Consider the following 21489-nt stretch of genomic DNA (forward strand, 5'->3'; position numbering starts at 1 on the left):
TTATATTTTGTGATAGATTTCTTCAAAAGGAATTCTGAAGCGTTCTCCATATATTCCTTGCTCGTCTCTGAGTCCGCATCCAATGATCATATTAATTTCAGCAGCAGAAGGTATATCTAGTATTTTTTTAATTCTAATAGAATCAAAACCTTCCATTGGGCACGTATCATAATTTAGGGCTGCCATACTAATCATGAAATTTTGTGCGGCAAGTCCGGCACTTTTGTGAGCTACAATACGCATATCACTTTGTCTGGCCTGTCTATAAATGGGTTTGAATAATCCGATGATGTAAAAAGCAAGAAATTTTATGCCTCCCAATATCCCTAAAAAATCAGTATAAATTGTAGGTATTATTTTCGTGTAGTAGTTCAGAGCAAATTTTTCTCTAGTTGAATATTCCGCTTCGGGTTTATTACCAAACTGGGATTTTAAAAAAGATATGTTAGCATGCATTCTTTTTCGCCATAAATCTTTTCGGGCTACAACAACTACTATCTGTTGAGCAGTTTTAGCCCCGTTTTGGTCAAAACTGGCAACGGCAATTTTTTTTATGATATCAGCAGAAACAATATGATAGAATTCCCAAAGTTGCATATTACTGCTTGTTGCTGCAAGTGTGGCTAAATGTATGCAATCTTTTACTTTTTGTTCATCAATAGGTTCATTTTTAAAAACCCGAACCGATCGCCTATATTTTATAGCTTCACTTACCGATTTTTCATTGGTTACAGCCATTTTAATAATTTTTGAATTGAATTCAACTTGTCTTTATAAGGCGCATAACGCATGGGTAAATCTAACCAATTTGCTTTTTTTACAATTGCTTTTTTATGAGAAAAAGTATCAAAACTTAAACGCCCGTGGTATGCACCAATTCCGCTATGGCCAACACCGCCAAAAGGAAGTCTTTTATTAGAAAAATGTACAACGGTATCATTGATGCAACCGCCTCCAAAAGAATACTGTTTAATTATTTTTTGTGCAAACTTCTTGTCTTCGGTAAAGACATATAATGATAATGGTTTTTCGTATTTCGAAATCACAATATTTATTTCGGCATCATTTTCATAAGAAAGAATAGGCAGTAATGGACCAAAAATTTCGTCTTTCATAATCAAAGTATCCACACTGGACTCATCAATAAGAGTAGGAGAGATGTAACGATCTTCAATATCAATCTGACCGCCAAAAATCACTTTTTTATCATCAATCATATTTGCTAATCGAAGCCAATTTTTTGTGTTTACAATTCTGGCATAATCTGGGGATGATTTTGGATTTTCACCATAGGCTTTCGTGATTTCTAATTTTAGGAAATCTACGAAATGACTTTTCATATTTTTCTGAATTAAGATATAATCTGGTGCAATGCACGTTTGACCTGCATTTATAAATTTCCCCCAAACAATTCTTTTTGCAGCCAGCTTTAAATTGGCAGTATTATCAATGATACAAGGGTTTTTACCTCCAAGTTCAAGTGTTACGGGAGTTAGATTTTCGGCTGCGGCTTTTGCCACGATTTTCCCCACAGGAACACTACCCGTAAAAAAGATATAATCCCAGCGTTGAGATAGCAGATTTTGAGAGACTTCAAGGCCGCCTTCGATAACTTCTACGTGATTAACCGGAAATGTTTTTTCGATTATTTTTGTGATTATTTCTGATGTTTTTGGAGTAAGCTCAGAAGGTTTTAAAACCACTTGATTTCCGGCAGCTATCGCTGAAATTAGAGGGCAAAGCGCTAATTGAAAAGGATAGTTCCAAGGAGCTATAATCAATACTTTGCCATAAGGTTCTTTATAAATATAATCCGTCGAGGGAAAATTAAGTATTGATGGGAAAACCCTTTTTGGTTTTGCCCATTTGTGCAAATTTTTAATGGTATTTTTTAACTCGGAAATTACATAATTCGTTTCTGTGAGAACCGCTTCAAAAGCAGGTTTCCTAAAATCACTATATAAAGCTTCAATAATTTCATTTTCATGAGTGATAATGACATTCAGTAACTTTGTTAAAGCTTCTTTTCTAGTTGCTATATTCGTTTTGTAATTCATTGGACACACAATTTATTTAGGGCTATGCAAGTTAATTTTTATAATTTACATAATGAATCATTCTTACAAAAAAAATCATAACGCATCCCAAATGGAATCAGAGGGGGTAGGGGCAATAATAATTATAGGTTCTTTGGTGACGGGATGTATAAAAACTAATTTTCTGGCATGCAAGTGTATTCCTCCATCAGGATTACTTCTGTCAAAACCATATTTTAAGTCTCCTTTTATAGGTGAACCAATGGCAGAAAGTTGTGCCCTGATTTGATGGTGTCTTCCGGTATGAAGATTGATTTCCAGAGCAAAATAGTTATTTAATTCTTTGAATATTTTATAATCCAAACTAGCTAGTTTACTTTCTGGAACTTCTTTGATATGCGCTTTTGAACTATTATTTTTTTCATTTCTTTTCAAGAAATGGATAAGTTTATCCTCACTTTTTTCAGGTTTGTTTTTTACAATTGCCCAATATGTTTTTTGCGTTTCGCGGTTGCTGAACAATTCATTCATTCTGGTCAAAGCTTTGCTTGTTCTGGCAAAAACAACAATTCCAGTAGTTGGTCGGTCTAAACGATGTACAACACCCAGAAAAACTTCTCCGGGTTTGTTGTACTTCTCTTTTATATATTCCTTTACCACCTCACTCAAAGGTTTGTCGCCAGTTTTATCGCCTTGTACAATATCACCTACACGCTTGTTGACCACTATTAGATGGTTGTCTTCGTGAAGAATTTGGAGGTTGTTTTTGTTCGAAATTATTTTCATTCAGATTTTTAGATTGTTGGATTTTTTAAACTTTTAGACATCTTAGATTAAAAGATTTTCCTAATAATTCTATTTTAATGTGGAACGAAATTTTGAAGGCATTTTCAGAATTCTATCACTATTAAAACACAGTTCATCAAGTTTTATTTGTTCTTTATAACCTAAATCTAAAGCGATTAACAATTGTGTTTCAATTTCATAAATTGAACCAATTGCAATTTCTAGAAATCTAGAAAAATCTTTATTACTGCTTCTTGAACAACCTTCTGCAATATTAGACGGAATAGAAACTGAAGCACGGCGAAGTTGGTTTGTTAGTCCAAATTTTTCTGAATCAGGAAAATTTCCTGTAACAATATAAATATCGGAGCAAAATTTTCTACTTAGTCTCCAAATTTCTAAATCCTTAAATCTATGCATTTCTATTTTTTTAATCTAACAATCCAATAATCTAACAATCCAATAATCTAAAAGTCTAATAATCTAAGATGTCTAATTTAATATTGTTCATTCGCATTTGGAAAATCGCTTGATTTTACATCAGCAACATATTGACCAATAGCAGTAGTCATTCCTTCATATAAATTCATATATCTTCTCAAAAAACGAGGGCTAAATTCATTGTTCATTCCTAACATGTCGTGTATTACAAGAACCTGACCGTCAACACCGCCACCGGCACCAATTCCTATAACGGGAATCGAAATACTTTGTGCCACTTTCTCAGCTAAATGAGCGGGAATTTTTTCTAAAACTAAGGCAAAACAACCTAGCTTTTCCAGCAATTTAGCATCTTCCATTAACTTTTCAGCTTCTTCTTCCTCCTTAGCGCGAACCGTATATGTTCCAAATTTATAAATAGATTGGGGAGTTAAACCCAAATGTCCCATAACAGGAATCCCTGCGTTTAATATTTTCTTAATTGAATCTTTAATTTCTTTTCCTCCCTCAAGTTTTACGGCATGTCCACCGCTTTCCTTCATGATTCTTATAGCAGAACGCAACGCTTCTTTTGGATCTGATTGGTAACTTCCAAAAGGTAAATCAACCACGACTAATGCTCTTTCTATTGCTCTCACTACTGAGGAAGCATGATAAATCATCTGGTCTAAAGTAATTGGCAAAGTAGTTTCATGACCCGCCATAACATTCGATGCAGAATCACCAACAAGAATAACATCGATTCCAGCAGTATCAACAATTTTAGCCATGGTATAATCATAAGCGGTCAGCATGGAAATTTTCTCTCCATTAGCTTTCATTTCAATTAATGACTTGGTAGTAATTCTCTTGTAATCTTTTTTTGCGACAGACATAGTGGTGTTTTTATGAGTCGTAAAAGTAGTGAAACAAATTGTTATGAAACAAAAAAAATGGATTCGACTTTCATCGAATCCATTTATAAAAGAGACTAATTTTTTAAAGAATCAGTGTTTCAAATCATTAAATTTCACATCAAGATCAAATGCAGGATTCGTTTTCTCCACAATCTTTTCCTGTGCCAAAGTAAATTCAGCTGATTTTTTAATATCTAATGAAGACGAACCTACGGAAACTTTGTATTTTCCTGCTTCGGCTATCCAAGCATTTTTGCCAGGAATAAAAGAGGCTAAATTTTTAGCATTTAATTCCAAAGTAATCGTTTGGCTCTCTCCCGGTTGTAATGTTTTGGTTTTGCCGAACGCTTTTAATTCTTCTTTTGGTTTATCAATTTTTTTTGAAGGAGCTGATAAATAAAGTTGAACGACTTCTTTTCCTGCTTTTTTTCCAGTGTTTTTAATGGTAACGGAAATATTCATTTTATTTGTGAATGTTGGCTCGCTTAATTTAATAGTAGAATACTCAAATGTAGTGTAAGACAATCCGTAACCAAATTCATAAGAAGGTTTCACAGCAAAAGTATTAAAATATCGATATCCTACATAAACACCTTCTTCATACGATACACTTGTAGGATTTTCAGCAGGTGTTCCTATCCAATTCTTAAATGAAGGCGTGTCTTCATATTTTACTGGAAAAGTCATTGTTAATTTTCCGGAAGGAGTTACGTTTCCAGAGAAAACATCGGCTACAGAATTTCCACCTTCTTGACCCGGTTGCCAAGGCAAAAGGATTGCATCTACTTTGTCTCTCCAACTAGCAGTTTCAATTACACCACCAATATTCAATACAACAACAACTTTTTTGCCTTTAGCGTGAAAAGCTTGGGAAACACTGTTGATTAAATTTACTTCGTCAGCGGCTAAATTAAAGTCGTCTTCCACTTTTCTGTCATCACCTTCACCTGCATTTCTTCCTATTGTGATTAAAGCAAGTTCAGATGAATTGGCTTTATTTTCAATAATTTCCTTGCTTAATTCCAATTCCAAAAGTCGTTTTGGAGTAGCCAATAATCCACCATTCTTTTCACGACGTTCCAATTCTTTTGCTTTTTGATCTGCTGCATAAGGCTTGTACAAGCCTTCTAGCTCCTTATCTATTGCAAATCCTGAATTAGTTAATCCGTCAATTAATGAGATAGTGTATGCTTCGTTAACGTCACCACTCCCTGTTCCGCCTGATATAAAATCGTAAGAAGTTAATCCAAAAATGGCTAACGGAGCAGATTTAGAGGTAAATGGCAGAGTATTTTTTTCATTTTTCAATAAAATTGTTCCTTCAGCAGCAGCTTGTCTTGTTACTTCTGCATTTTCTTTTAAGTTTGGCTTATCAGAATATTTGTAATTGTTCATTGATGGTGATCTCATTACCAATTCTAAGATTCGAGTTAAATCTGTATTAACAACTGCTGCAGATAATTTTCCGCTTTTCATGTTGTCTAAAATTGCTTGTTTTTGAGAAGGCACTCCAGGCATCAATAAATCATTTCCAGCTGATAATTGCGCTGTAACGTTACTCACTGAATTTGGAGAAAATGGGCCATTTGAGCCACCAAATCCATCATACCCACCGAACCAATCAGTCATTACCAGACCTTTAAATCCCCATTCATTTCTTAAAACTGTAGTTAATAAATCTTTTCGTTGAGAAGTATAAGTACCATTAATTAAGTTATAAGACGACATTATAGTCCAAGGTTGTGCTTCTTTTACTGAAATTTCAAAACCTCTCAAATAAATTTCACGCAGTGCTCTTTCGCTTACATGAGCATTAATACCCATTCTATTTCTTTCCTGATTGTTGGCTGCAAAATGTTTAATAGAAGTTCCAACACCATTTGATTGAATACCGTTTACAATTGCTGCCGAGATTTTTCCCGTAAGCAATGGGTCTTCAGAATAATATTCGAAGTTTCTACCGCATAATGGATTTCTGTGAATATTCATTCCAGGTCCAAGTAAAACATCAACACCATATTCTTTTACTTCATTACCAATTGCTTTTCCTACATTGTTTATTAATTCCGTATTCCAAGTAGATGCCAATGAAGTTCCTACAGGAAATGCAGTTGCATAATAGTATTTACTGTCATTATTTCGTTTTGGATTAATTCTCAGACCCGCTGGACCATCTGACACCACTACGGTAGGGATTCCTAATCGTTTTAATTCATAAGTTCCGCCCGCAGCTCCCGGTACTTTTCCTTGAAAGCCTTCTGTTGTAAACTTAAACGTAACAGCATCAAATCCTGGCATACCAATTCCAATAAGCATACTTGCTTTTTCATCAGCAGTCATTTTCTTTATCAAATCTTTGATTCTTTCATTCACAGGAAGACGGTAATCTTCATACAAATCAAGTTTTCCATTTTTGTTTAAATCTTTAAAAGTTGATCCGTTTACAATAATAATCGGTTGTTTTTCAGTCTTGATATCGTTTGGATGTTCATTCCAGGAAATAGCGGTTAATACTAAAGTAGAAAGTAGCGAGATTTTTGCTAATTTCTTAATTGATTGGTTTTTCATAAAGTTTTTTGTTTGTAATTTTTTTATTGCTTCATTATGAAGCAATATTAATTATTTTTTTCAATATTTGCAAAAAAAAATAATTTATTTTTTTGATTATCAGTTTTTAAAGTAAAAATTATAATCTTATTCGTATTTTCGCAACCAATTAAAAAAGAATGGAATTTAATAAAATAATAGAGGAAAAATCAGCTAAAGCTTGGGATATCTATATTCCGAATTTATCTGTGGATTGTGTCGTTTTTGGATTTCATGACGTTACTTTAAAAGTATTGGTTACAAGGTTAAAAGATAAAGATCTTTGGGCTCTTCCAGGAGGATATGTTTTGAAGACAGAAAATCTTATGGAAGCGGCTAACAGAATTTTATATAGTAGAACTGGTGCAGAAAATATTTATTTGCAAGAATTCAAAGTTTTCAGCGAATTGAATCGATCGGGAGGTGTTTTTGATGAATTTCCGGACACGTTATGGAATAAACAACGATTTCTTTCCGTAGGATTTTATGCTTTGGTCGATTTTCACCAAGTAAATTTAGTTATGGATGATATTTCTGATGCCTGTGAGTGGAAATCAATAGAGGAACTGCCCAATTTTATGATGGATCACAGAAGTATTTTTGATAAAGCACTAATTACCCTGCGAAAGCAATTGAATCACAAACCGATTGGTTACAACTTGCTTCCAGAAAAATTCACTATGCCTGAGCTGCAAAAATTGTATGAAATTATTTTAGCAAAAAAATTAAATCGCGGTAATTTTTACAGAAAAATGTTGCGCTATGATATCCTAATCAAATTGGATGAAAGCAGAAAGGGTGGAGCTCATAAAGCGCCAGACCTCTACCAATTTGATATAGAAAAATATGAAAAAGCATTAAAAGAAGGATTAAATAACGGTTGGTAATAAAAACGAAAAAGAGAATAGTTATTTATTAACCCGTTACAACTAAAAAAGAAGCTGATTGGCTTCTTTTTTAGTTAATGGATTTTTGTCTTTTAAGCGTGCTATGCTACTAGCTATTTTTAATAATTTTATTCAATATGTTAATCCAATCATCAATAGAACTAGAATTAGTATCTATTGCTACACTTTTATTGTTATAAGGCGCATACATCTTTATATCCGTCACTGAAAACAAGCCAACTGTAGGGGTTAGTGCGGCGCTGGCTAAATGCATAATTCCACTATCGGCACCAATAAAAACGGCAGTATTTGCGACTAGAGACCCTATTTCGCGGACATCTTTACTGTAAAATGTAGGTGTTTTAAATCCTATTTGCGAAACATTTTCAACAGGTAAAACTTCGACTATATTGTAATTTGGATATTCTATTTTCAATCTGTCATAAAATGTTTCCCACCATGACTCTGAATAGCATTTTTCAGCAGTTGCAAAAGTAAAAATGGCAATCGTTTTTTTGTCATTTTTCACGATGTCTTGCAACAGTTTTTGTCCTTCAGCAATTTCAGAAGCACTTAGCATTAGATTTAAGGAGGGAATTGGTTTGTCACTTTCATTAAAACCTAGTTTGGTCATATAATGTCTAAAGTTATAGACTGGTTGTTTAGCGATGTGTTTGTAATCTTCATATTTAAGTTGAAGTTCTTCAATATCATCACCAAAAAACTTGTATTTTGAAGAGACAAACTGTGCTGACAATCGCCCTGATGAAGACCCTTCAACCACATTAATCACTATGTCATAATTATGTTGTTTTAGTGCTATCCATCCTTTAGTGTATTTTATTAACTCTTTAAAAGGTTTTCTGGGTAGTTGAATTATTCCCTTGACATTTTTGTAATTTTCAAAAACAATTGCTGCTAAACCTCCATTTACAAATAGATCAATCTCACATTCAGGAAAAGTTGCAATGACTTCCTGAACAAGTGGAGTGATTAACAGTTGATTTCCTAATCTGGGATTTGGTCTGCAAATTAAAATTTTTTTTATGGTAACTTTCGTGAAATCAGTATTTGGATCAAAATGAGAAGTTCCAATATTTTTAGTTAAACTGCGCATTAATTTTCTTCTTAATGCGTTGATGTCTCTTTTTATATTCATATTTTAATAAATTATTTTTGATTTGGAAACTCTAACAGAAATTAATTCTTTAAGATGCTTTACGACATTTTATTATAACAGTATTGAATTTTACCACCGTTCAAAGGAACGATTTTTTTTATAAAAATAGGTGATGGAGCATATTGCAATTTGATGAGAATTTAAAATTTCTGTTTGCATTTTACAAAGTTTTTTTTAGGACCTAAGGGAAGTGTTTTTTTGTGGCATATGTTTTGTTTATGAAGAAAAAGAGGTATTTGGCTTTCTAATAATGAAAAAAATAGTCACGAAGTATGAAAAAAATAATCGGAATGCTACTGTTAACTGGTAGTGTGTATTCTCAAGAACACGTATTTAATGTTCAGCGTTATTGCGTAGATGAATTACCTTTCAATAATGGACAATGTGATATTTCAGGAAATGAATATTCTTTTGTATTCTTGGATACCCAAAAAAATGACGTAGTATTCTTTTTTACTGATATAAAATTATCGTATAAAATAATTCATTCTGAGACCTATTCGCCTGATCCTGATTATACGCTTTATACTTTAGAGAATAAACAAGGACAAGTAGAGATGAAAGTAAACAAACAAAATACCAAGATGGAATTTCTCTATCCGAATAATCATATTTATTTGACTGTGGGAAAATCTACGAAGTTATAACTGGCACTCAAAATAATTTGTTTTAACAATCGGCTAAATTCACTGCAATGGCCAAACCTCCTTCGGAAGTTTCCTTGTATTTATTATTCATATCTTTTGCGGTTTGCCACATGGTATCGACCACTTTGTCTAAAGGGACTTTGGCATTTTTTGGGTCAGTTGATAAGGCTAATTCTGCGGCATTAATGGCTTTTATAGCACCCATTGTATTTCGTTCAATACATGGAATCTGGACTAATCCACCAATTGGATCGCAGGTTAAACCAAGATGATGTTCCATGGCAATTTCGGCAGCCATTAAAACCTGTTCTGGTGTTCCGCCCATTAATTCGCATAAAGCAGCGGCAGCCATAGAAGAAGAAACGCCTATCTCAGCCTGACAACCGCCCATAGCAGCTGAAATTGTGGAACCTTTTTTGAAAATGCTTCCTATTTCTCCGGCAACCATCAAGAATTGTTTGATTTCTTTTTTCCCAGCATTATGATTTTCAATAACCAAATAATACATTAAAACGGCGGGAATAACGCCAGCACTTCCGTTTGTAGGTGCAGTAACTACCCGTCCTAAAGCGGCATTGACTTCATTTACTGCAAGTGCAAAGCAGCTGACCCATTGAAGGATTTGGCGAAATTTGACTTCGGTTTTTCTTATTTCTTCCAGCCAGGTTTGAGGGCTATTATAGTTGGCTAAGCCAATTAGGTTTTGGTGCATGTCAAATGCTCGTCGACGTACATTTAATCCGCCAGGAAGAATCCCTTCAGAATGACAGCCGATGTACATGCATTCTAACATCGTATGCCAAATACGCATCAATTCGTGATCAATAACTTCCTCGGAACGCATTGATTTCTCGTTTTCGTAAACGATTTCAGATATCTTTTTATTTTCGGCAATTGTATAATTCAGTAATTCTTCGGCTTTGTCAATTGGAAATGGGAAAGCACATTTTATGGCAATTTTCTTTTTGGCATTGATACGTTCTTCTTTTACTACAAATCCACCCCCGATGGAGTAGTAGGTTGCTGAATATTCTTGTTCATCAGTTGTATATGCAGTAAAAGTCAGTCCATTGGCATGAAAGGGAAGGAAGTTTTTATTAAAAACAATGTCTTGCAGAAAATAGAATGGAATCACTATTTCGTTTCCTAAATTGATTTCATTTTTATCTTCAATTGATTTTGTAATTCCGGCAATATTTTCAATAGGAATAATTTCAGGATCTTGTCCACTTAAACCTAGCATTAACGCTAAATCGGTAGCATGTCCTTTACCAGTTAGAGAAAGGGAACCGTATAAATCTACTTTTACTCGGTTTACGTTATGTATTAAATTTTCATTTCGCAATTCACTTAGAAAACGTTCTGCTGCGCGCCAAGGCCCAAGTGTATGAGAACTAGATGGTCCAACACCAATTTTAAGCATATCAAAAACAGAGATACATTCTTCCATAATTTATCAGTAGGTTTATTTAAAACAAAGATAATAGAATGTAGCAATGAAAAGGTTTGAAAATGGAGTTTTATTAAATATTTGGCAAGATATTATGTTGTATTCTAATCATTCAATAACGTAAATAAATAGGAGGTCGAGATGGGAGTCATAGTTGGCACTTTGAAATTTTGGTTAGTTGAGCTAATTTTGAATTATAAAATATTGAAATCTCTTAACTTTATTTAAAAAACAGAATTTGAATAGATTTTAGCTTTATTTTTACGTTACCTATGAAAATACTACTAATAGAAGACGAGCCAGAATTACAAAAAAGCATTGAACAATATCTTGAAATGGAAGGGAATATTGTTGAAATTTCTCCTGATTTTTATCATGCGCAACAGAAAATTGCGATATACGATTATGATTGTATTTTGGTAGATATAACTTTGCCAAACGGTTCAGGTTTAGATTTACTCAAAGAAATTAAACTAAAAAAATCTAAAGCGGGTATTATAATAATTTCTGCGAAACATTCTCTTGATGATAAAGTAAATGGTTTAGACCTTGGAGCAGATGATTATCTTCCAAAACCCTTTCATTTGTCGGAACTTAATTCACGAATTAAAGCTTTAATCAGAAGAAAAAGTTTTGATGGGAATTTGGAAATTAGTATCAATGAAATAAAAATTTTACCTAACGAAAGACGAGTTTTGATTCACAATCAAGATATAATTTTGACGTCAAAAGAATATGATTTATTGCTTTATTTTATATCTAATAAAAATAGAGTAGTGAGCAAAAGTGCGCTGGCAGAACATCTTTGGGGTGATAATTCCGATAGATTAGATAACTTCGATTTTATATACAATCACGTGAAAAATCTGCGCAAAAAATTATTGGAAAAAAAATGTGAAGATTATTTGCAAACTATTTATGGCATAGGTTACAATTTTAAAACTCAAGAATGAAACTATTAGCTAAAACAAGTTTGTATTATTTTATTTTTAGTATTCCGATATTAATTCTATCAGGATTTATTTGTTTTCATATTATTACTAGAGAGGTTAGACAAAGTAATAACGAACTATTGCTAAATCGCAAAGAGCTAATTGAAAATTATTTAAAAGAGAATGACACGATTTCTTTGAAAATAATCACTAAAAGCAGTGAAGCTACAATTAAAAAAATAGCTAAAATAAATGCTTTCAAAATACCTGCACCTGTTTTTTCGGACACTTTAATTTTTGATAAAAAAGAAAATGAACTGGCAGAAAACAGATTATTATCTTCTGTTTTTAAAGTTGGAAACACTAATTATTCCATTAAAATATGGAGAAGCACATTAGAATATAACGAATTGTTCAGAGGTATTTTTACTTCGTTAGTTATTTTATTGATTTTGCTTTTTGTGACTTATTTAATTATAAATTTTTGGATTTCAAAAACAGTATGGAAACCCTTTTATCAAACAGTGTCCAATTTAAAGAAATTTCGTGTCAGTGATAATGTAATTCCACGTTTAGCAAGTACATCGGTAACCGAATTTGATGAATTGAATCTTTCCTTAAACGTTATGATGCAAAAAATGATAGTTGATTTTAATAGCCAAAAGAAATTCACTGAAAATGCTTCGCATGAAATTCAAACGCCATTAGCTGTTATAAAATCTAAGATTGATTTACTTATTCAATCTGAAAATTTGAAAGAGAATGAAATGAAATTAATAGTAGCAATTGATTATGCTTGCTCTAAAATAATTCGATTGAACAAAACATTTCTATTACTTACCAAAATTGAAAACAGACAATTTAATACCACAGAAAAAGTATCTTTTGAAAATACAGTTGATAACTCCTTAGTCTTTTTTGAAGAGCATATTCAAGCCAATAAAATTGAGATAATAAAAAATATTGAAAACGATTTTTGTGTTTTGATGAATGCTGATTTGTGTTTAGTATTGGTTAATAATTTATTACAAAATGCAATTAGGCATAATATTAATAGTGGAAATATTGAAATTTTTATAGAGAAAAATAAAATTACAATCTCAAATTTGGGGGTTAACAACCCAATTGATAATCAGTTATTTGAACGTTTTCATAAGAACTCTACTTCCCAAGAATCACTAGGCCTTGGATTGTCTATTGTAAAAGAAATTGCAGAGGTAAGCGGATTGGTATTTAATTATAAATTTACTAGTGGTAAACATTGTTTTATTTTGACAAAAGACAATATTAATGAATTAAATAAAAAAGAGTTAGCGTAATGAAATCAAAAAAGCTTTTTAACTATTTTTTTCTCGTTGTATTATTTTGCACGTTAAGTTCTTGTGATGTATTTCGATCCTTGAGGTATGGAGGGATTCCTAGTCAAGGGGATTACAAACATTTTCCGCAACGAGTAGTAAATAATGAAGGTCCCGTTTATAATTTCTATAAATCCAACAAAGAGTATCAGTTAGGAACAAAAATAGGAGTAATCAATCGGGATTTTAATTCGACAAATGTAAGCTTGGATAGTTTTGCAACTTTGCATAAAACGCTAACATTTTTAATTATTCGGAATGACACAATTGTTTACGAAAGATACAATAAAGGCTATACCTCAAATTCATTTGTTTCCTCCTTTTCAATGGCCAAACCATTTGTTTCTACATTAATAGGAATAGCAATTGATGAAGGAAAAATAAAAAGTGAGAACGATTTCATCGTTGATTATTTACCTGAATTTAATGATAAAATAGGTTGGGAGAAAATCACCATTAAAAATTTATTGCAACATACCTCCGGTATACGGTTTACGGATCGGGAATTAAATCCTGCATCTGATAATGCAGAGTTTTATTGGGGTGATAATTTAAGGGAAAGAATGCTTAACTTAACTCTTGAATGTCCACCTAACACTAAATTTAGATATAGCAGCGAGAATACATTGCTTTTAGGATATATTATTGAGAAAGTGACTGGAGGTACTATTTCTAAATATTTGGAAGATAAAATTTGGAAGCCATTAGGAATGGAGGCGCCAGCGGCATGGAGTTTAGACCGAAAAGATGATAAAGCAATTGAAAAATCTTTTTGTTGTTTACAAGCAAGAGCCATTGACTTTGCTAAATTAGGCAGACTTTATCTGAATGGGGGGAACTGGAATGGAAAACAAATTGTTTCTAAAAAATGGGTTGAATATTCGACACATTCTGATCCATCCGGAAATAATAAACACTTTTATAATAATAATTGGGGAATAGGACCTTTTAAATATGGCAGTTATTTTGCCGTTGGTTTGTTTGGTCAATATCTCTATATGTATCCTGAAAAGAATATTATTATAGTCCGTTTTGGCGATACAGAAACCTCGTATCATCCTAATTATTGGCAGGAAGTATTTTTGCAAATAATTGACCAAATGTAGTTTTAGTTAATTGATTTATTAAGTTAATATTATGATTTGCAATTTATTAGCATAGAATTAAAATAGAATTGTGTTTAATATTTGTAGTGTAAAATTATTTGCAATTAACTTTTAAATCAAAAAAAAATGAAAAAATTATTAATTATGTCAATTGTGTTTATTTGCAGTTGTGCATTTGCAGGAACTCCACCGGATGTAGTAAAAAAAGCCTTCGCTAAAAAATTTCCTACTGCAACAAAGATAAGTTGGGGAGTTGAAGGGCCAAAAGAATGGGAAGCAGAATTCACATTAGAAGGAAGCAGGATTTCTGCTAATTTTTCAGAAGATGGAACCTGGCTGGAAACGGAAAGAGAAATTAAAGCTATCAATTTACCAAAAGCGGTTTTAGCCGCTGTAAAATCGAAATATAGTGATTGGAAAATTGCAGAAGCGGACAAAACAGAAAGTTCGAAACACGGGACAATCTATGAAGTAGATTTAAAAAAAGGGATGAAGAGTAAAAGCCTAGCTTTTAAAGAAAATGGGATGTCCATAAAAGAGTAATTTTTACTTTTTTTAATAAACTTATACCATAAAGAGTTGGGTGTTACATCCAACTCTTTTTAATTATGTAACGAGTTGTGGTTTCCATAGAATTAAAATAGAATTACAGCTGAAATTTGTTTCGTAAAATTAACTTTAAAAGTTCTTTCAAATGAAAAAAATACTACTATCATTTATAATTATTGCTTCTATTTCTAATAGTTACAGCCAAACCTATAAATTATCCAAAAAAATCAGCACTTCTGGCAATGATGGATGGGATTATCTCGCTGTTGATGATGTGGCGCAACATTTATTTGTTTCACACGGAAATATGGTCAATGTGATTGATTTAAAATCAGATAAAACAATAGCTACTATTCCAGATACAAAAGGAGTTCATGGAATTGCGGTTGCCAATGATCTCAATAAAGCATTTATCAGCAACGGAAAAGACAATTCTATTACAGTAGTCAATTTGAAAACATTTAAATTACTTGAAAAAGTAAAAATTGCAGGAATTAAACCAGATGCCATTTTATACGATCAATTTTCTCGAAAAGTGTTTGTTTACAATGCTGAAAGTAATGATGCTACGGTTATTGATGCCCATACAAATAAAGTAGTGAAAACAATTCCATTGGGTGGAAAACCAGAGTTTTCAGTAAGCAATACTAAAGGGTTAATTTATGTGAATATTGAAGATAAAAACGAAATAAAAACAATAAACGCTTCAACATTAAAAGTTGTAAATACCTGGAGTATTGCTCCTGGAGATGAACCATCAGGATTGGCAATAGATTTAGTTACGAACCGATTATTTTCTGTTTGCAGCAATAATTTAATGATCGTTGTTAATGCTACAAATGGGAAAATAATAAAGACTTTACCAATTGGTGCTGGTTGTGACGGCGTTGCTTTTGACCCAAAAAAGAATCTTATATTTAGTTCTAATGGCGAAGGAACCATTACGGTTGTAAAAGAGGGTAATGCAAATACTTTTTCAGTTCTGGAGACTGTAAAAACTCAAAAAGAAGCCAGAACCATTGCACTAAATAAAACTACGAATCAATTGTATTTGTCTACAACAGATTTTGGTGCAAAACAAAAACCAACGACAGAAAACCCGAAACCACGGGCTGGAATAGCGACTAATTCTTTCGTTGTTTTAGTTGTTGAACCAATTTCTAAATAGTTTCATTCTTTTTATCTAAATTTATCCAATGAAATGGAAGCTTTTACTACTTATTTTTATTTGTTTCAAATCTTTTTCGCAAGAAAAGGATTTGAATTACTTTATTACTAAAGCACAAAATAATTCTCCTTTAATTAAAGATTACAGCAACCAAATAAAATCGGCTACACTGGATAGTTTATTGAATCGCGCAGTTTATAAACCACAAGTTACTGGAAATTTGAATGGTAATTATGCGCCTATAATTAATGGTTTTGGCTATGATTCAGCTTTAAGTAATGGGCAATCCGTGTCTGCTTTGGTAGGTATTAACCAGAAAATAATTGGGAAAAACAGAATCAATTCGCAATCAGACTCGTTTCAATTGATAAAAGAAGCTTTGGTTTTGAATCAAAAAATCACTTTAAAAGATTTAAATAAAACCATTGTTGCTCAATACATTTCGGCTTCGGCAAGTTCAGAACAAATTGGTTTCAACCAGAAAATTGCAACTCTTTTAAAACAGGAAACAAGCATCCTAAAAAAATTAACCCAAAACGCAGTTTACAAACAAACGGATTATTTGATTTTTAGCGCAACTGTGAAGCAGCAGGATTTGGTCTTATTACAATTAAAACAGCAATATCAAAATGATTTGGCTTTGTTGAATTACCTTTCAGGAGAAACCGATACGACTTTTATTAATTTAAAAAAGCCTGAAATTACTTTGAAAAATATTCAACCTTCGGATAAAATAGTTTTTTTGAAACAATTTGAAGTGGACAGCCTGAAACTTCAAAATCAAAATAAATTCATTGATTACAGCTATAAACCTTCCTTGTCTTTATTAGGTGATGCAGGTTATAATTCCAGTTTTGCCTATCAGGCCTATAAAAATTTTGGATTTAGTGTGGGTTTAGGACTTTCAATTCCTATTTATGATGGAAACCAACGTACTTTGCAGCATCAAAAAAATGATGCGGCATTAGCTACTAATTTAGCCTATAAAAACAATTTCAATAAACAATACAAACAACAATTATTGATGTTGAATTTGAAACTGAAACAATCAGCAGCTGTAGAAAATCAGTTGCAATCGCAGCTTATTATCGCTGATGCATTAATTGAAGCCAATAAAAAATTATTGCTTACCGGCGATGCACAAATTACCGAATATAGTATTGCTGTTGGCAATTTAATAGCAATCAAAAATGCCATTTCCCAAAATAACAGCACCAAACTCCAAATCATAAATGAAATTAATTATTGGAGTTTTAATGACTAATTCTATGAAGAAACCAATTCTATTTTTTATCCTAATAGCGCTTTTTTTTATTTCCTGTAAAAATAGCAACGAAGCCAAAAAAGTAATTGACGCGAGTGTTCCTGTGACCTTAACGACTATTGATACCCATTCAATTGAAAGTTATATTGATCTGAATGCTACAGCAACTTATTTGGTCAAAAATGTTATAAAAGCAAATGCCACAGGGTATTTGAATTCCGTTAATGTGGCTCCCAATGATTATGTTTCTAACGGGGCAGCATTATTTTCGATAAAAACTCGTGAGGCAAAAGTGTTAGGGAATACGATTAATAAAATTGACCCAAGTTTAAACTTTGGCGGAGCCATAAAAGTTAGAGCAAATACAAATGGCTTTGTAACTTCAGTTAATGTGCAACAAGGTGATTACGTTCAGGATGGGGATGCCTTAGTAACGATTAATGATTCCAATAGTTTTGCGATTGTTCTGAGTTTGCCTTATGAGTTCAAAAAATATGTTTCAATCAATGAAGAACTAACGGTAATCCTACCGGATAGTACTTTGATAAAAGCGAAAGTTCAAAAATACATGCCTACCGTTGATGCCACTTCTCAAACGCAAAGTGTGATTCTAAAAGTCATTGGTAAACATGACATTCCAGAGAATTTAATTGTAAAAGTCAGAATTAATAAAAGTTCCAATCCAAAAACGATTTCGTTGCCAAAAGCGGCCGTTTTGAGTAATGAAACGGAAACGGATTTTTGGATTATGAAACTGATTAATCCTAATACAGCCATAAAAATACCGATAAAAAAAGGAGTAGAAACGGCAGATAAAGTAGAAATTCTATCGCCTGTTTTAACTTTAGAAGATGAAATTTTACTTTCAGGAAATTATGGTGTTGCAGATACAATTAAGGTAAAAGTGATAAAAAAATAATGAGTGTAATACCATTGAGTCTTTGAAATTACCGTGTAATTTTTTCGTCAATTGCCGCTGGTTTTAACCAGCGGATTGGGATGAGTAAGTTGATTGGCTTTAGCCAAAATAACACCTAAATTTTGGCTAAAGCCAATGACTGTACATCAACAATAACGTTGGCTAAAGCCAACGGCAATTCAAAAATATAAAATGAACAACTTTTTTGTCAAACATAAAAACGGACTGAGTGCCATAATTTTTCTAATTATTTTGGGAGGCTTTTTTGCTTATTCTAAAATGCAAACCAGTTTGTTTCCCGAAATTACTTTTCCAAAAATAAAGATCATTGCTGATGCCGGACAACAGCCCATCGATAAAATGATGATTACGGTTACAAAACCGTTGGAAAATGCCATTAAAAAAGTTCAAGATTTAAAAACGGTCAGAAGTACAACCAGTAGAGGAAGTTGTGAGATTTCGGCATTCATGGATTGGAAATCGGATATCGATTTGAGCAAAACCAGAATAGAAGAGCAAATCAATCAGATAAAAAATAATCTTCCGCCTGATACTCAAATTTCGGTCGAAAAAATGAATCCTTCCATTCTTCCGGTAATTGGATATGCTATCGAAGCAAAAGGTCTATCCGCTATTGAACTCAAAAAAATAGCCAATTATACGATAAAACCCTTCCTTTCTCAAATTGATGGTGTTTCTGAGATTAGGATTATTGGCGGAAAAGAAAAAGAATATTGGTTGTCACTTGATTTTACAAAAATGACAGCATTAGGAATTACACCAGATGCTATCACACAAGTTTTAAGTCAAACTAATTTTATTAAATCCAATGGGTATTTATCGGATTACCGCTATTTATATCTCACGATTACGGATGCCCAGGTTGATAAAAAGGACGAACTGGAAAATTTGGTAATTCGTAACAACGGAAAAGGAATTGTAACCTTAAAAGATATTGCTGCTGTTGAAATTCGGGAAGCTAAAGAATACATAAAAGTAAATGCGAATGGTAAAGAGAGTATTCTTATTGCCGTTCTCAAGCAACCCAATTCAAATTTGATTGCACTATCAGAGGCGATGCATGATAAACTGGAATCATTGAAAAAAATCCTTCCGAAAAACATAAAAATAACCCCATTTTATGAGCAGGCCAGTTTTGTAAATGATGCTGTAAAAAGTGTAACGGATAGTTTGTTAATAGGGCTTTTGTTAGCCATAATCGTTGCTGTTTTATTTTTGAAATCGGTGAAAGCCAGTGCCACTATTTTGATTATTATTCCCGTTACTTTAGGGTTAACATTGATTGTTTTGTACTTAACCGGACAAACTTTTAACATTATGACTTTAGGCGCGATTGCGGCGGCTTTAGGATTAATTATTGACGATGCGATTGTAGTTGTAGAACAAATTCATAGAACGCACGAGGAACATCCTGATGAGCCTACGGTTTCGCTTTTGCAAAAAGCGATTCACTATTTATTCCCGGCAATGGTGGGTTCATCCATAAGTACGATTGTGATTTTTATTCCTTTTGTATTGATGAGCGGTGTTGCGGGTTCGTATTTTAAAGTGTTAACAGATACTATGATAATCACTTTGGTCTGTTCCTTTTTTGTGACTTGGCTGTTACTTCCGGTAGTTTATTTATTGCTTTCCAAAAAAGGAAATAATTCGGAAACGAAAAAAGAAATTGAAATCCATGATGTAAAAACGCAGACTTGGGTCGCTTATTTTATTGGAAAACCCATAATTAGTATTTCATTTTGTATCATTCTGGTGCTTTCTATTTTTATTATTCTTCCCAATTTAGAAACTGGTTTTTTACCAGAAATGGATGAAGGCAGCATCATTTTGGATTATGAAAGTCCACCAGGAACTTCACTGGGAGAAACAGACAGAATGCTCAAAGAAGTGGAAAAAATAATTATAAAAATTCCTGAAGTAGAAGCGTACAGTCGCCGCACAGGAACACAAATGGGATTTTTTATAACGGAACCCAATCGCGGGGATTATTTGATTCAATTAAAAAAAGACCGAAGTAAAACCAGCAATGATATTATTGATGAAATCAGACAAAAAGTAGAGGCGACTCAGCCCGCTTTGCGTATTGATTTTGGTCAGGTAATAGGGGATATGTTAGGTGATTTAATGAGTTCTGTTTCACCAATTGAAGTGAAGATATTTGGCAGTAATCAAGCAGAATTACAAAAAATAGCCAAAAAAGTAAATGCAATAGTTGAAAAAGTAAAAGGTACTGCTGATGTATTTGATGGTATTGTTTTGGCTGGGCCATCTATAAATATTGTGCCCAATTATAGTCAGTTAGCACAATATGGTGTCACTCCGGCTGACTTGCAATTCCAGTTGCAAACTGCGCTTGAAGGGAATGTTATTGGGAATTTATTAGACAATGAACGCATAATTCCCATTCGATTAATCTATAAAAATTCAGAAAAAAGAAGTTTAGAAGATATCAAAAAATTGCAGTTATTTTTACCTAATGGTCAATCGATTCCTATTTCGAGTTTAGTTGCTATTTCAGCTCAAAAAGGAGTGGCTGAAATAGAACGTGAAAATCTTCAAATGATAAGTGTTGTAACCGGAAGACTGGATAATAGAGATTTAGGAAGTGTGATGAAGGATATTCAAATACAAGTTAAAAGTAATATTCATTTGCCAAGTGGTTATTATATAGAATACGCAGGAGCTTATAAAGAGCAGCAACAATCTTTCAAGGAATTATTGATGATATTAATCGCTTCTTCCTTATTGGTTTTTGGTGTTATTTTATTTCTATTTAGAGATTTTAGAGTGGCATTGGTAATCCTTTTAATTTCGGTACTGGGAATTGCAGGAAGTTATATTTTGCTTTTTCTAACGCAAACGCCTTTAAACGTGGGGAGTTACACAGGAATTATTATGATAGTAGGAATAATAAGTGAGAATGCTATTTTTACTTTTTTACAATTTAGAGAAACTTTTAAATTGACACGGAATGTAAATGAATCTATAATTTATTCAATTTCCACTCGTTTGCGTCCTAAATTAATGACCGCGCTTGGAGCAATTATAGCCTTATTTCCACTAGCAATAGGAATTGGAACGGGTTCAGAATTGCATCAGCCACTAGCTATTGCTGTGATTGGAGGATTTATTATTGCAATGCCTTTACTATTGGTTGTATTGCCTACTTTATTGTGTTTAGTTTTCAAGAATGAAAAACATTTTACTCACTTTAATTAATTTTATTTCAATTTAAATTGTTCATTTTTAAATAAATACAA

General features: G+C 32.7%; 18 protein-coding genes. 10 read left to right on the forward strand and 8 right to left on the reverse strand.

The annotated features are described in order from the left end of the window. The 6 genes from ACFX5F_RS04865 to ACFX5F_RS04890 all read right to left on the reverse strand — a co-directional run bounded on the left by ACFX5F_RS04865 (nucleotide 1) and on the right by ACFX5F_RS04890 (nucleotide 6727). Nucleotides 1-738, reverse strand: coding sequence for a nitroreductase family protein (locus ACFX5F_RS04865; protein WP_379850458.1), 738 nt, complete (start codon nucleotides 736-738; stop codon nucleotides 1-3). Then, nucleotides 729-2057 carry an aldehyde dehydrogenase gene (locus tag ACFX5F_RS04870; protein WP_379850460.1) on the reverse strand — a complete coding sequence of 443 codons (1329 nt, stop codon included), beginning with the start codon at nucleotides 2055-2057 and terminating at the stop codon, nucleotides 729-731. Before ACFX5F_RS04870 ends, ACFX5F_RS04865 begins: the two co-directional genes overlap by 10 nt. A gap of 75 nt (nucleotides 2058-2132) precedes the next feature. Next, nucleotides 2133-2822, reverse strand: a complete 690-nt coding sequence (locus ACFX5F_RS04875; protein WP_379850461.1) for an RluA family pseudouridine synthase — start codon at nucleotides 2820-2822, stop codon at nucleotides 2133-2135. A 69-nt stretch (nucleotides 2823-2891) separates the two neighbouring features. Continuing rightward, on the reverse strand, nucleotides 2892-3242 hold the full coding sequence (locus ACFX5F_RS04880) for a four helix bundle protein (protein ID WP_379850463.1): 351 nt from the start codon (nucleotides 3240-3242) through the stop codon (nucleotides 2892-2894). Nucleotides 3243-3319: 77 nt separating this feature from the next. Further along, complete coding sequence (panB, locus tag ACFX5F_RS04885; RefSeq protein ID WP_379850465.1) at nucleotides 3320-4138, reverse strand: 3-methyl-2-oxobutanoate hydroxymethyltransferase; 819 nt, start codon at nucleotides 4136-4138, stop codon at nucleotides 3320-3322. 111 nt (nucleotides 4139-4249) lie between these two features. After that, nucleotides 4250-6727 carry a glycoside hydrolase family 3 C-terminal domain-containing protein gene (locus tag ACFX5F_RS04890; RefSeq protein WP_379850467.1) on the reverse strand — a complete coding sequence of 826 codons (2478 nt, stop codon included), beginning with the start codon at nucleotides 6725-6727 and terminating at the stop codon, nucleotides 4250-4252. A 158-nt stretch (nucleotides 6728-6885) separates the two neighbouring features. On the opposite strand from ACFX5F_RS04890, the gene ACFX5F_RS04895 reads away from it, so the two are divergent. Then, the gene (locus ACFX5F_RS04895; protein WP_379850469.1) at nucleotides 6886-7632 is read left to right on the forward strand and encodes an NUDIX domain-containing protein; all 747 of its coding nucleotides are present in this window, start codon (nucleotides 6886-6888) and stop codon (nucleotides 7630-7632) included. A 109-nt stretch (nucleotides 7633-7741) separates the two neighbouring features. On the opposite strand, the gene ACFX5F_RS04900 is transcribed toward ACFX5F_RS04895, so the two are convergent. After that, nucleotides 7742-8791 carry a glycosyltransferase family 9 protein gene (locus ACFX5F_RS04900; protein WP_379850471.1) on the reverse strand — a complete coding sequence of 350 codons (1050 nt, stop codon included), beginning with the start codon at nucleotides 8789-8791 and terminating at the stop codon, nucleotides 7742-7744. 293 nt (nucleotides 8792-9084) lie between these two features. On the opposite strand from ACFX5F_RS04900, the gene ACFX5F_RS04905 reads away from it, so the two are divergent. Continuing rightward, on the forward strand, nucleotides 9085-9459 hold the full coding sequence (locus ACFX5F_RS04905) for a hypothetical protein (protein WP_379850473.1): 375 nt from the start codon (nucleotides 9085-9087) through the stop codon (nucleotides 9457-9459). A gap of 22 nt (nucleotides 9460-9481) precedes the next feature. Here the strand turns inward: ACFX5F_RS04905 and ACFX5F_RS04910 are convergent, their stop codons facing one another. After that, a complete protein-coding gene (locus ACFX5F_RS04910) occupies nucleotides 9482-10909 on the reverse strand; it encodes an L-serine ammonia-lyase (RefSeq protein WP_379850475.1) in 1428 nt (475 codons plus the stop codon). A 272-nt stretch (nucleotides 10910-11181) separates the two neighbouring features. Between ACFX5F_RS04910 and ACFX5F_RS04915 the strand changes: the two genes are divergently transcribed. The 8 genes from ACFX5F_RS04915 (at nucleotide 11182) to ACFX5F_RS04950 (ending at nucleotide 21448) form a co-directional block, all read left to right on the forward strand. Next, nucleotides 11182-11862: a response regulator transcription factor gene (locus tag ACFX5F_RS04915; protein WP_379850477.1), complete on the forward strand. Its 681-nt coding sequence runs from the start codon at nucleotides 11182-11184 to the stop codon at nucleotides 11860-11862. Continuing rightward, nucleotides 11859-13160 carry a PorY family sensor histidine kinase gene (locus tag ACFX5F_RS04920; protein ID WP_379850479.1) on the forward strand — a complete coding sequence of 434 codons (1302 nt, stop codon included), beginning with the start codon at nucleotides 11859-11861 and terminating at the stop codon, nucleotides 13158-13160. The genes ACFX5F_RS04915 and ACFX5F_RS04920 overlap by 4 nt, the downstream gene beginning before the upstream one ends. Continuing rightward, entirely contained in the window at nucleotides 13160-14305 is a 1146-nt protein-coding gene (locus tag ACFX5F_RS04925) for a serine hydrolase domain-containing protein (RefSeq protein WP_379850481.1), read from the forward strand. Before ACFX5F_RS04920 ends, ACFX5F_RS04925 begins: the two co-directional genes overlap by 1 nt. Nucleotides 14306-14431: 126 nt before the next feature. Beyond that, nucleotides 14432-14848: a PepSY-like domain-containing protein gene (locus ACFX5F_RS04930; protein ID WP_379850483.1), complete on the forward strand. Its 417-nt coding sequence runs from the start codon at nucleotides 14432-14434 to the stop codon at nucleotides 14846-14848. A gap of 151 nt (nucleotides 14849-14999) precedes the next feature. Next, complete coding sequence (locus ACFX5F_RS04935; protein WP_379850485.1) at nucleotides 15000-16022, forward strand: YncE family protein; 1023 nt, start codon at nucleotides 15000-15002, stop codon at nucleotides 16020-16022. A gap of 28 nt (nucleotides 16023-16050) precedes the next feature. Continuing rightward, nucleotides 16051-17286, forward strand: a complete 1236-nt coding sequence (locus ACFX5F_RS04940; RefSeq protein WP_379850487.1) for a TolC family protein — start codon at nucleotides 16051-16053, stop codon at nucleotides 17284-17286. Continuing rightward, nucleotides 17255-18205 carry an efflux RND transporter periplasmic adaptor subunit gene (locus ACFX5F_RS04945; RefSeq protein ID WP_379850489.1) on the forward strand — a complete coding sequence of 317 codons (951 nt, stop codon included), beginning with the start codon at nucleotides 17255-17257 and terminating at the stop codon, nucleotides 18203-18205. Before ACFX5F_RS04940 ends, ACFX5F_RS04945 begins: the two co-directional genes overlap by 32 nt. 192 nt (nucleotides 18206-18397) lie before the next feature. Then, nucleotides 18398-21448, forward strand: a complete 3051-nt coding sequence (locus ACFX5F_RS04950) for an efflux RND transporter permease subunit (RefSeq protein WP_379850491.1) — start codon at nucleotides 18398-18400, stop codon at nucleotides 21446-21448. The last annotated feature ends 41 nt before the right edge of the window (nucleotides 21449-21489 follow it).

Source organism: Flavobacterium zhoui (assembly GCF_042787235.1).
GTDB classification, from domain to species: domain Bacteria; phylum Bacteroidota; class Bacteroidia; order Flavobacteriales; family Flavobacteriaceae; genus Flavobacterium; species Flavobacterium zhoui.

Excerpts from the sequence above, each read along its gene's own strand:
- ACFX5F_RS04865 (WP_379850458.1), bottom strand. The coding sequence starts at position 738 with ATGGCTGTAACCAATGAAAAATCGGTAAGTGAAGCTATAAAATATAGG.
- ACFX5F_RS04870 (WP_379850460.1), bottom strand. The coding sequence starts at position 2,057 with ATGAATTACAAAACGAATATAGCAACTAGAAAAGAAGCTTTAACAAAG.
- ACFX5F_RS04875 (WP_379850461.1), bottom strand. The coding sequence starts at position 2,822 with ATGAAAATAATTTCGAACAAAAACAACCTCCAAATTCTTCACGAAGAC.
- ACFX5F_RS04880 (WP_379850463.1), bottom strand. The coding sequence starts at position 3,242 with ATGCATAGATTTAAGGATTTAGAAATTTGGAGACTAAGTAGAAAATTT.
- panB (WP_379850465.1), bottom strand. The coding sequence starts at position 4,138 with ATGTCTGTCGCAAAAAAAGATTACAAGAGAATTACTACCAAGTCATTA.
- ACFX5F_RS04890 (WP_379850467.1), bottom strand. The coding sequence starts at position 6,727 with ATGAAAAACCAATCAATTAAGAAATTAGCAAAAATCTCGCTACTTTCT.
- ACFX5F_RS04895 (WP_379850469.1), top strand. The coding sequence starts at position 6,886 with ATGGAATTTAATAAAATAATAGAGGAAAAATCAGCTAAAGCTTGGGAT.
- ACFX5F_RS04900 (WP_379850471.1), bottom strand. The coding sequence starts at position 8,791 with ATGAATATAAAAAGAGACATCAACGCATTAAGAAGAAAATTAATGCGC.
- ACFX5F_RS04905 (WP_379850473.1), top strand. The coding sequence starts at position 9,085 with ATGAAAAAAATAATCGGAATGCTACTGTTAACTGGTAGTGTGTATTCT.
- ACFX5F_RS04910 (WP_379850475.1), bottom strand. The coding sequence starts at position 10,909 with ATGGAAGAATGTATCTCTGTTTTTGATATGCTTAAAATTGGTGTTGGA.
- ACFX5F_RS04915 (WP_379850477.1), top strand. The coding sequence starts at position 11,182 with ATGAAAATACTACTAATAGAAGACGAGCCAGAATTACAAAAAAGCATT.
- ACFX5F_RS04920 (WP_379850479.1), top strand. The coding sequence starts at position 11,859 with ATGAAACTATTAGCTAAAACAAGTTTGTATTATTTTATTTTTAGTATT.
- ACFX5F_RS04925 (WP_379850481.1), top strand. The coding sequence starts at position 13,160 with ATGAAATCAAAAAAGCTTTTTAACTATTTTTTTCTCGTTGTATTATTT.
- ACFX5F_RS04930 (WP_379850483.1), top strand. The coding sequence starts at position 14,432 with ATGAAAAAATTATTAATTATGTCAATTGTGTTTATTTGCAGTTGTGCA.
- ACFX5F_RS04935 (WP_379850485.1), top strand. The coding sequence starts at position 15,000 with ATGAAAAAAATACTACTATCATTTATAATTATTGCTTCTATTTCTAAT.
- ACFX5F_RS04940 (WP_379850487.1), top strand. The coding sequence starts at position 16,051 with ATGAAATGGAAGCTTTTACTACTTATTTTTATTTGTTTCAAATCTTTT.
- ACFX5F_RS04945 (WP_379850489.1), top strand. The coding sequence starts at position 17,255 with ATGAAATTAATTATTGGAGTTTTAATGACTAATTCTATGAAGAAACCA.
- ACFX5F_RS04950 (WP_379850491.1), top strand. The coding sequence starts at position 18,398 with ATGAACAACTTTTTTGTCAAACATAAAAACGGACTGAGTGCCATAATT.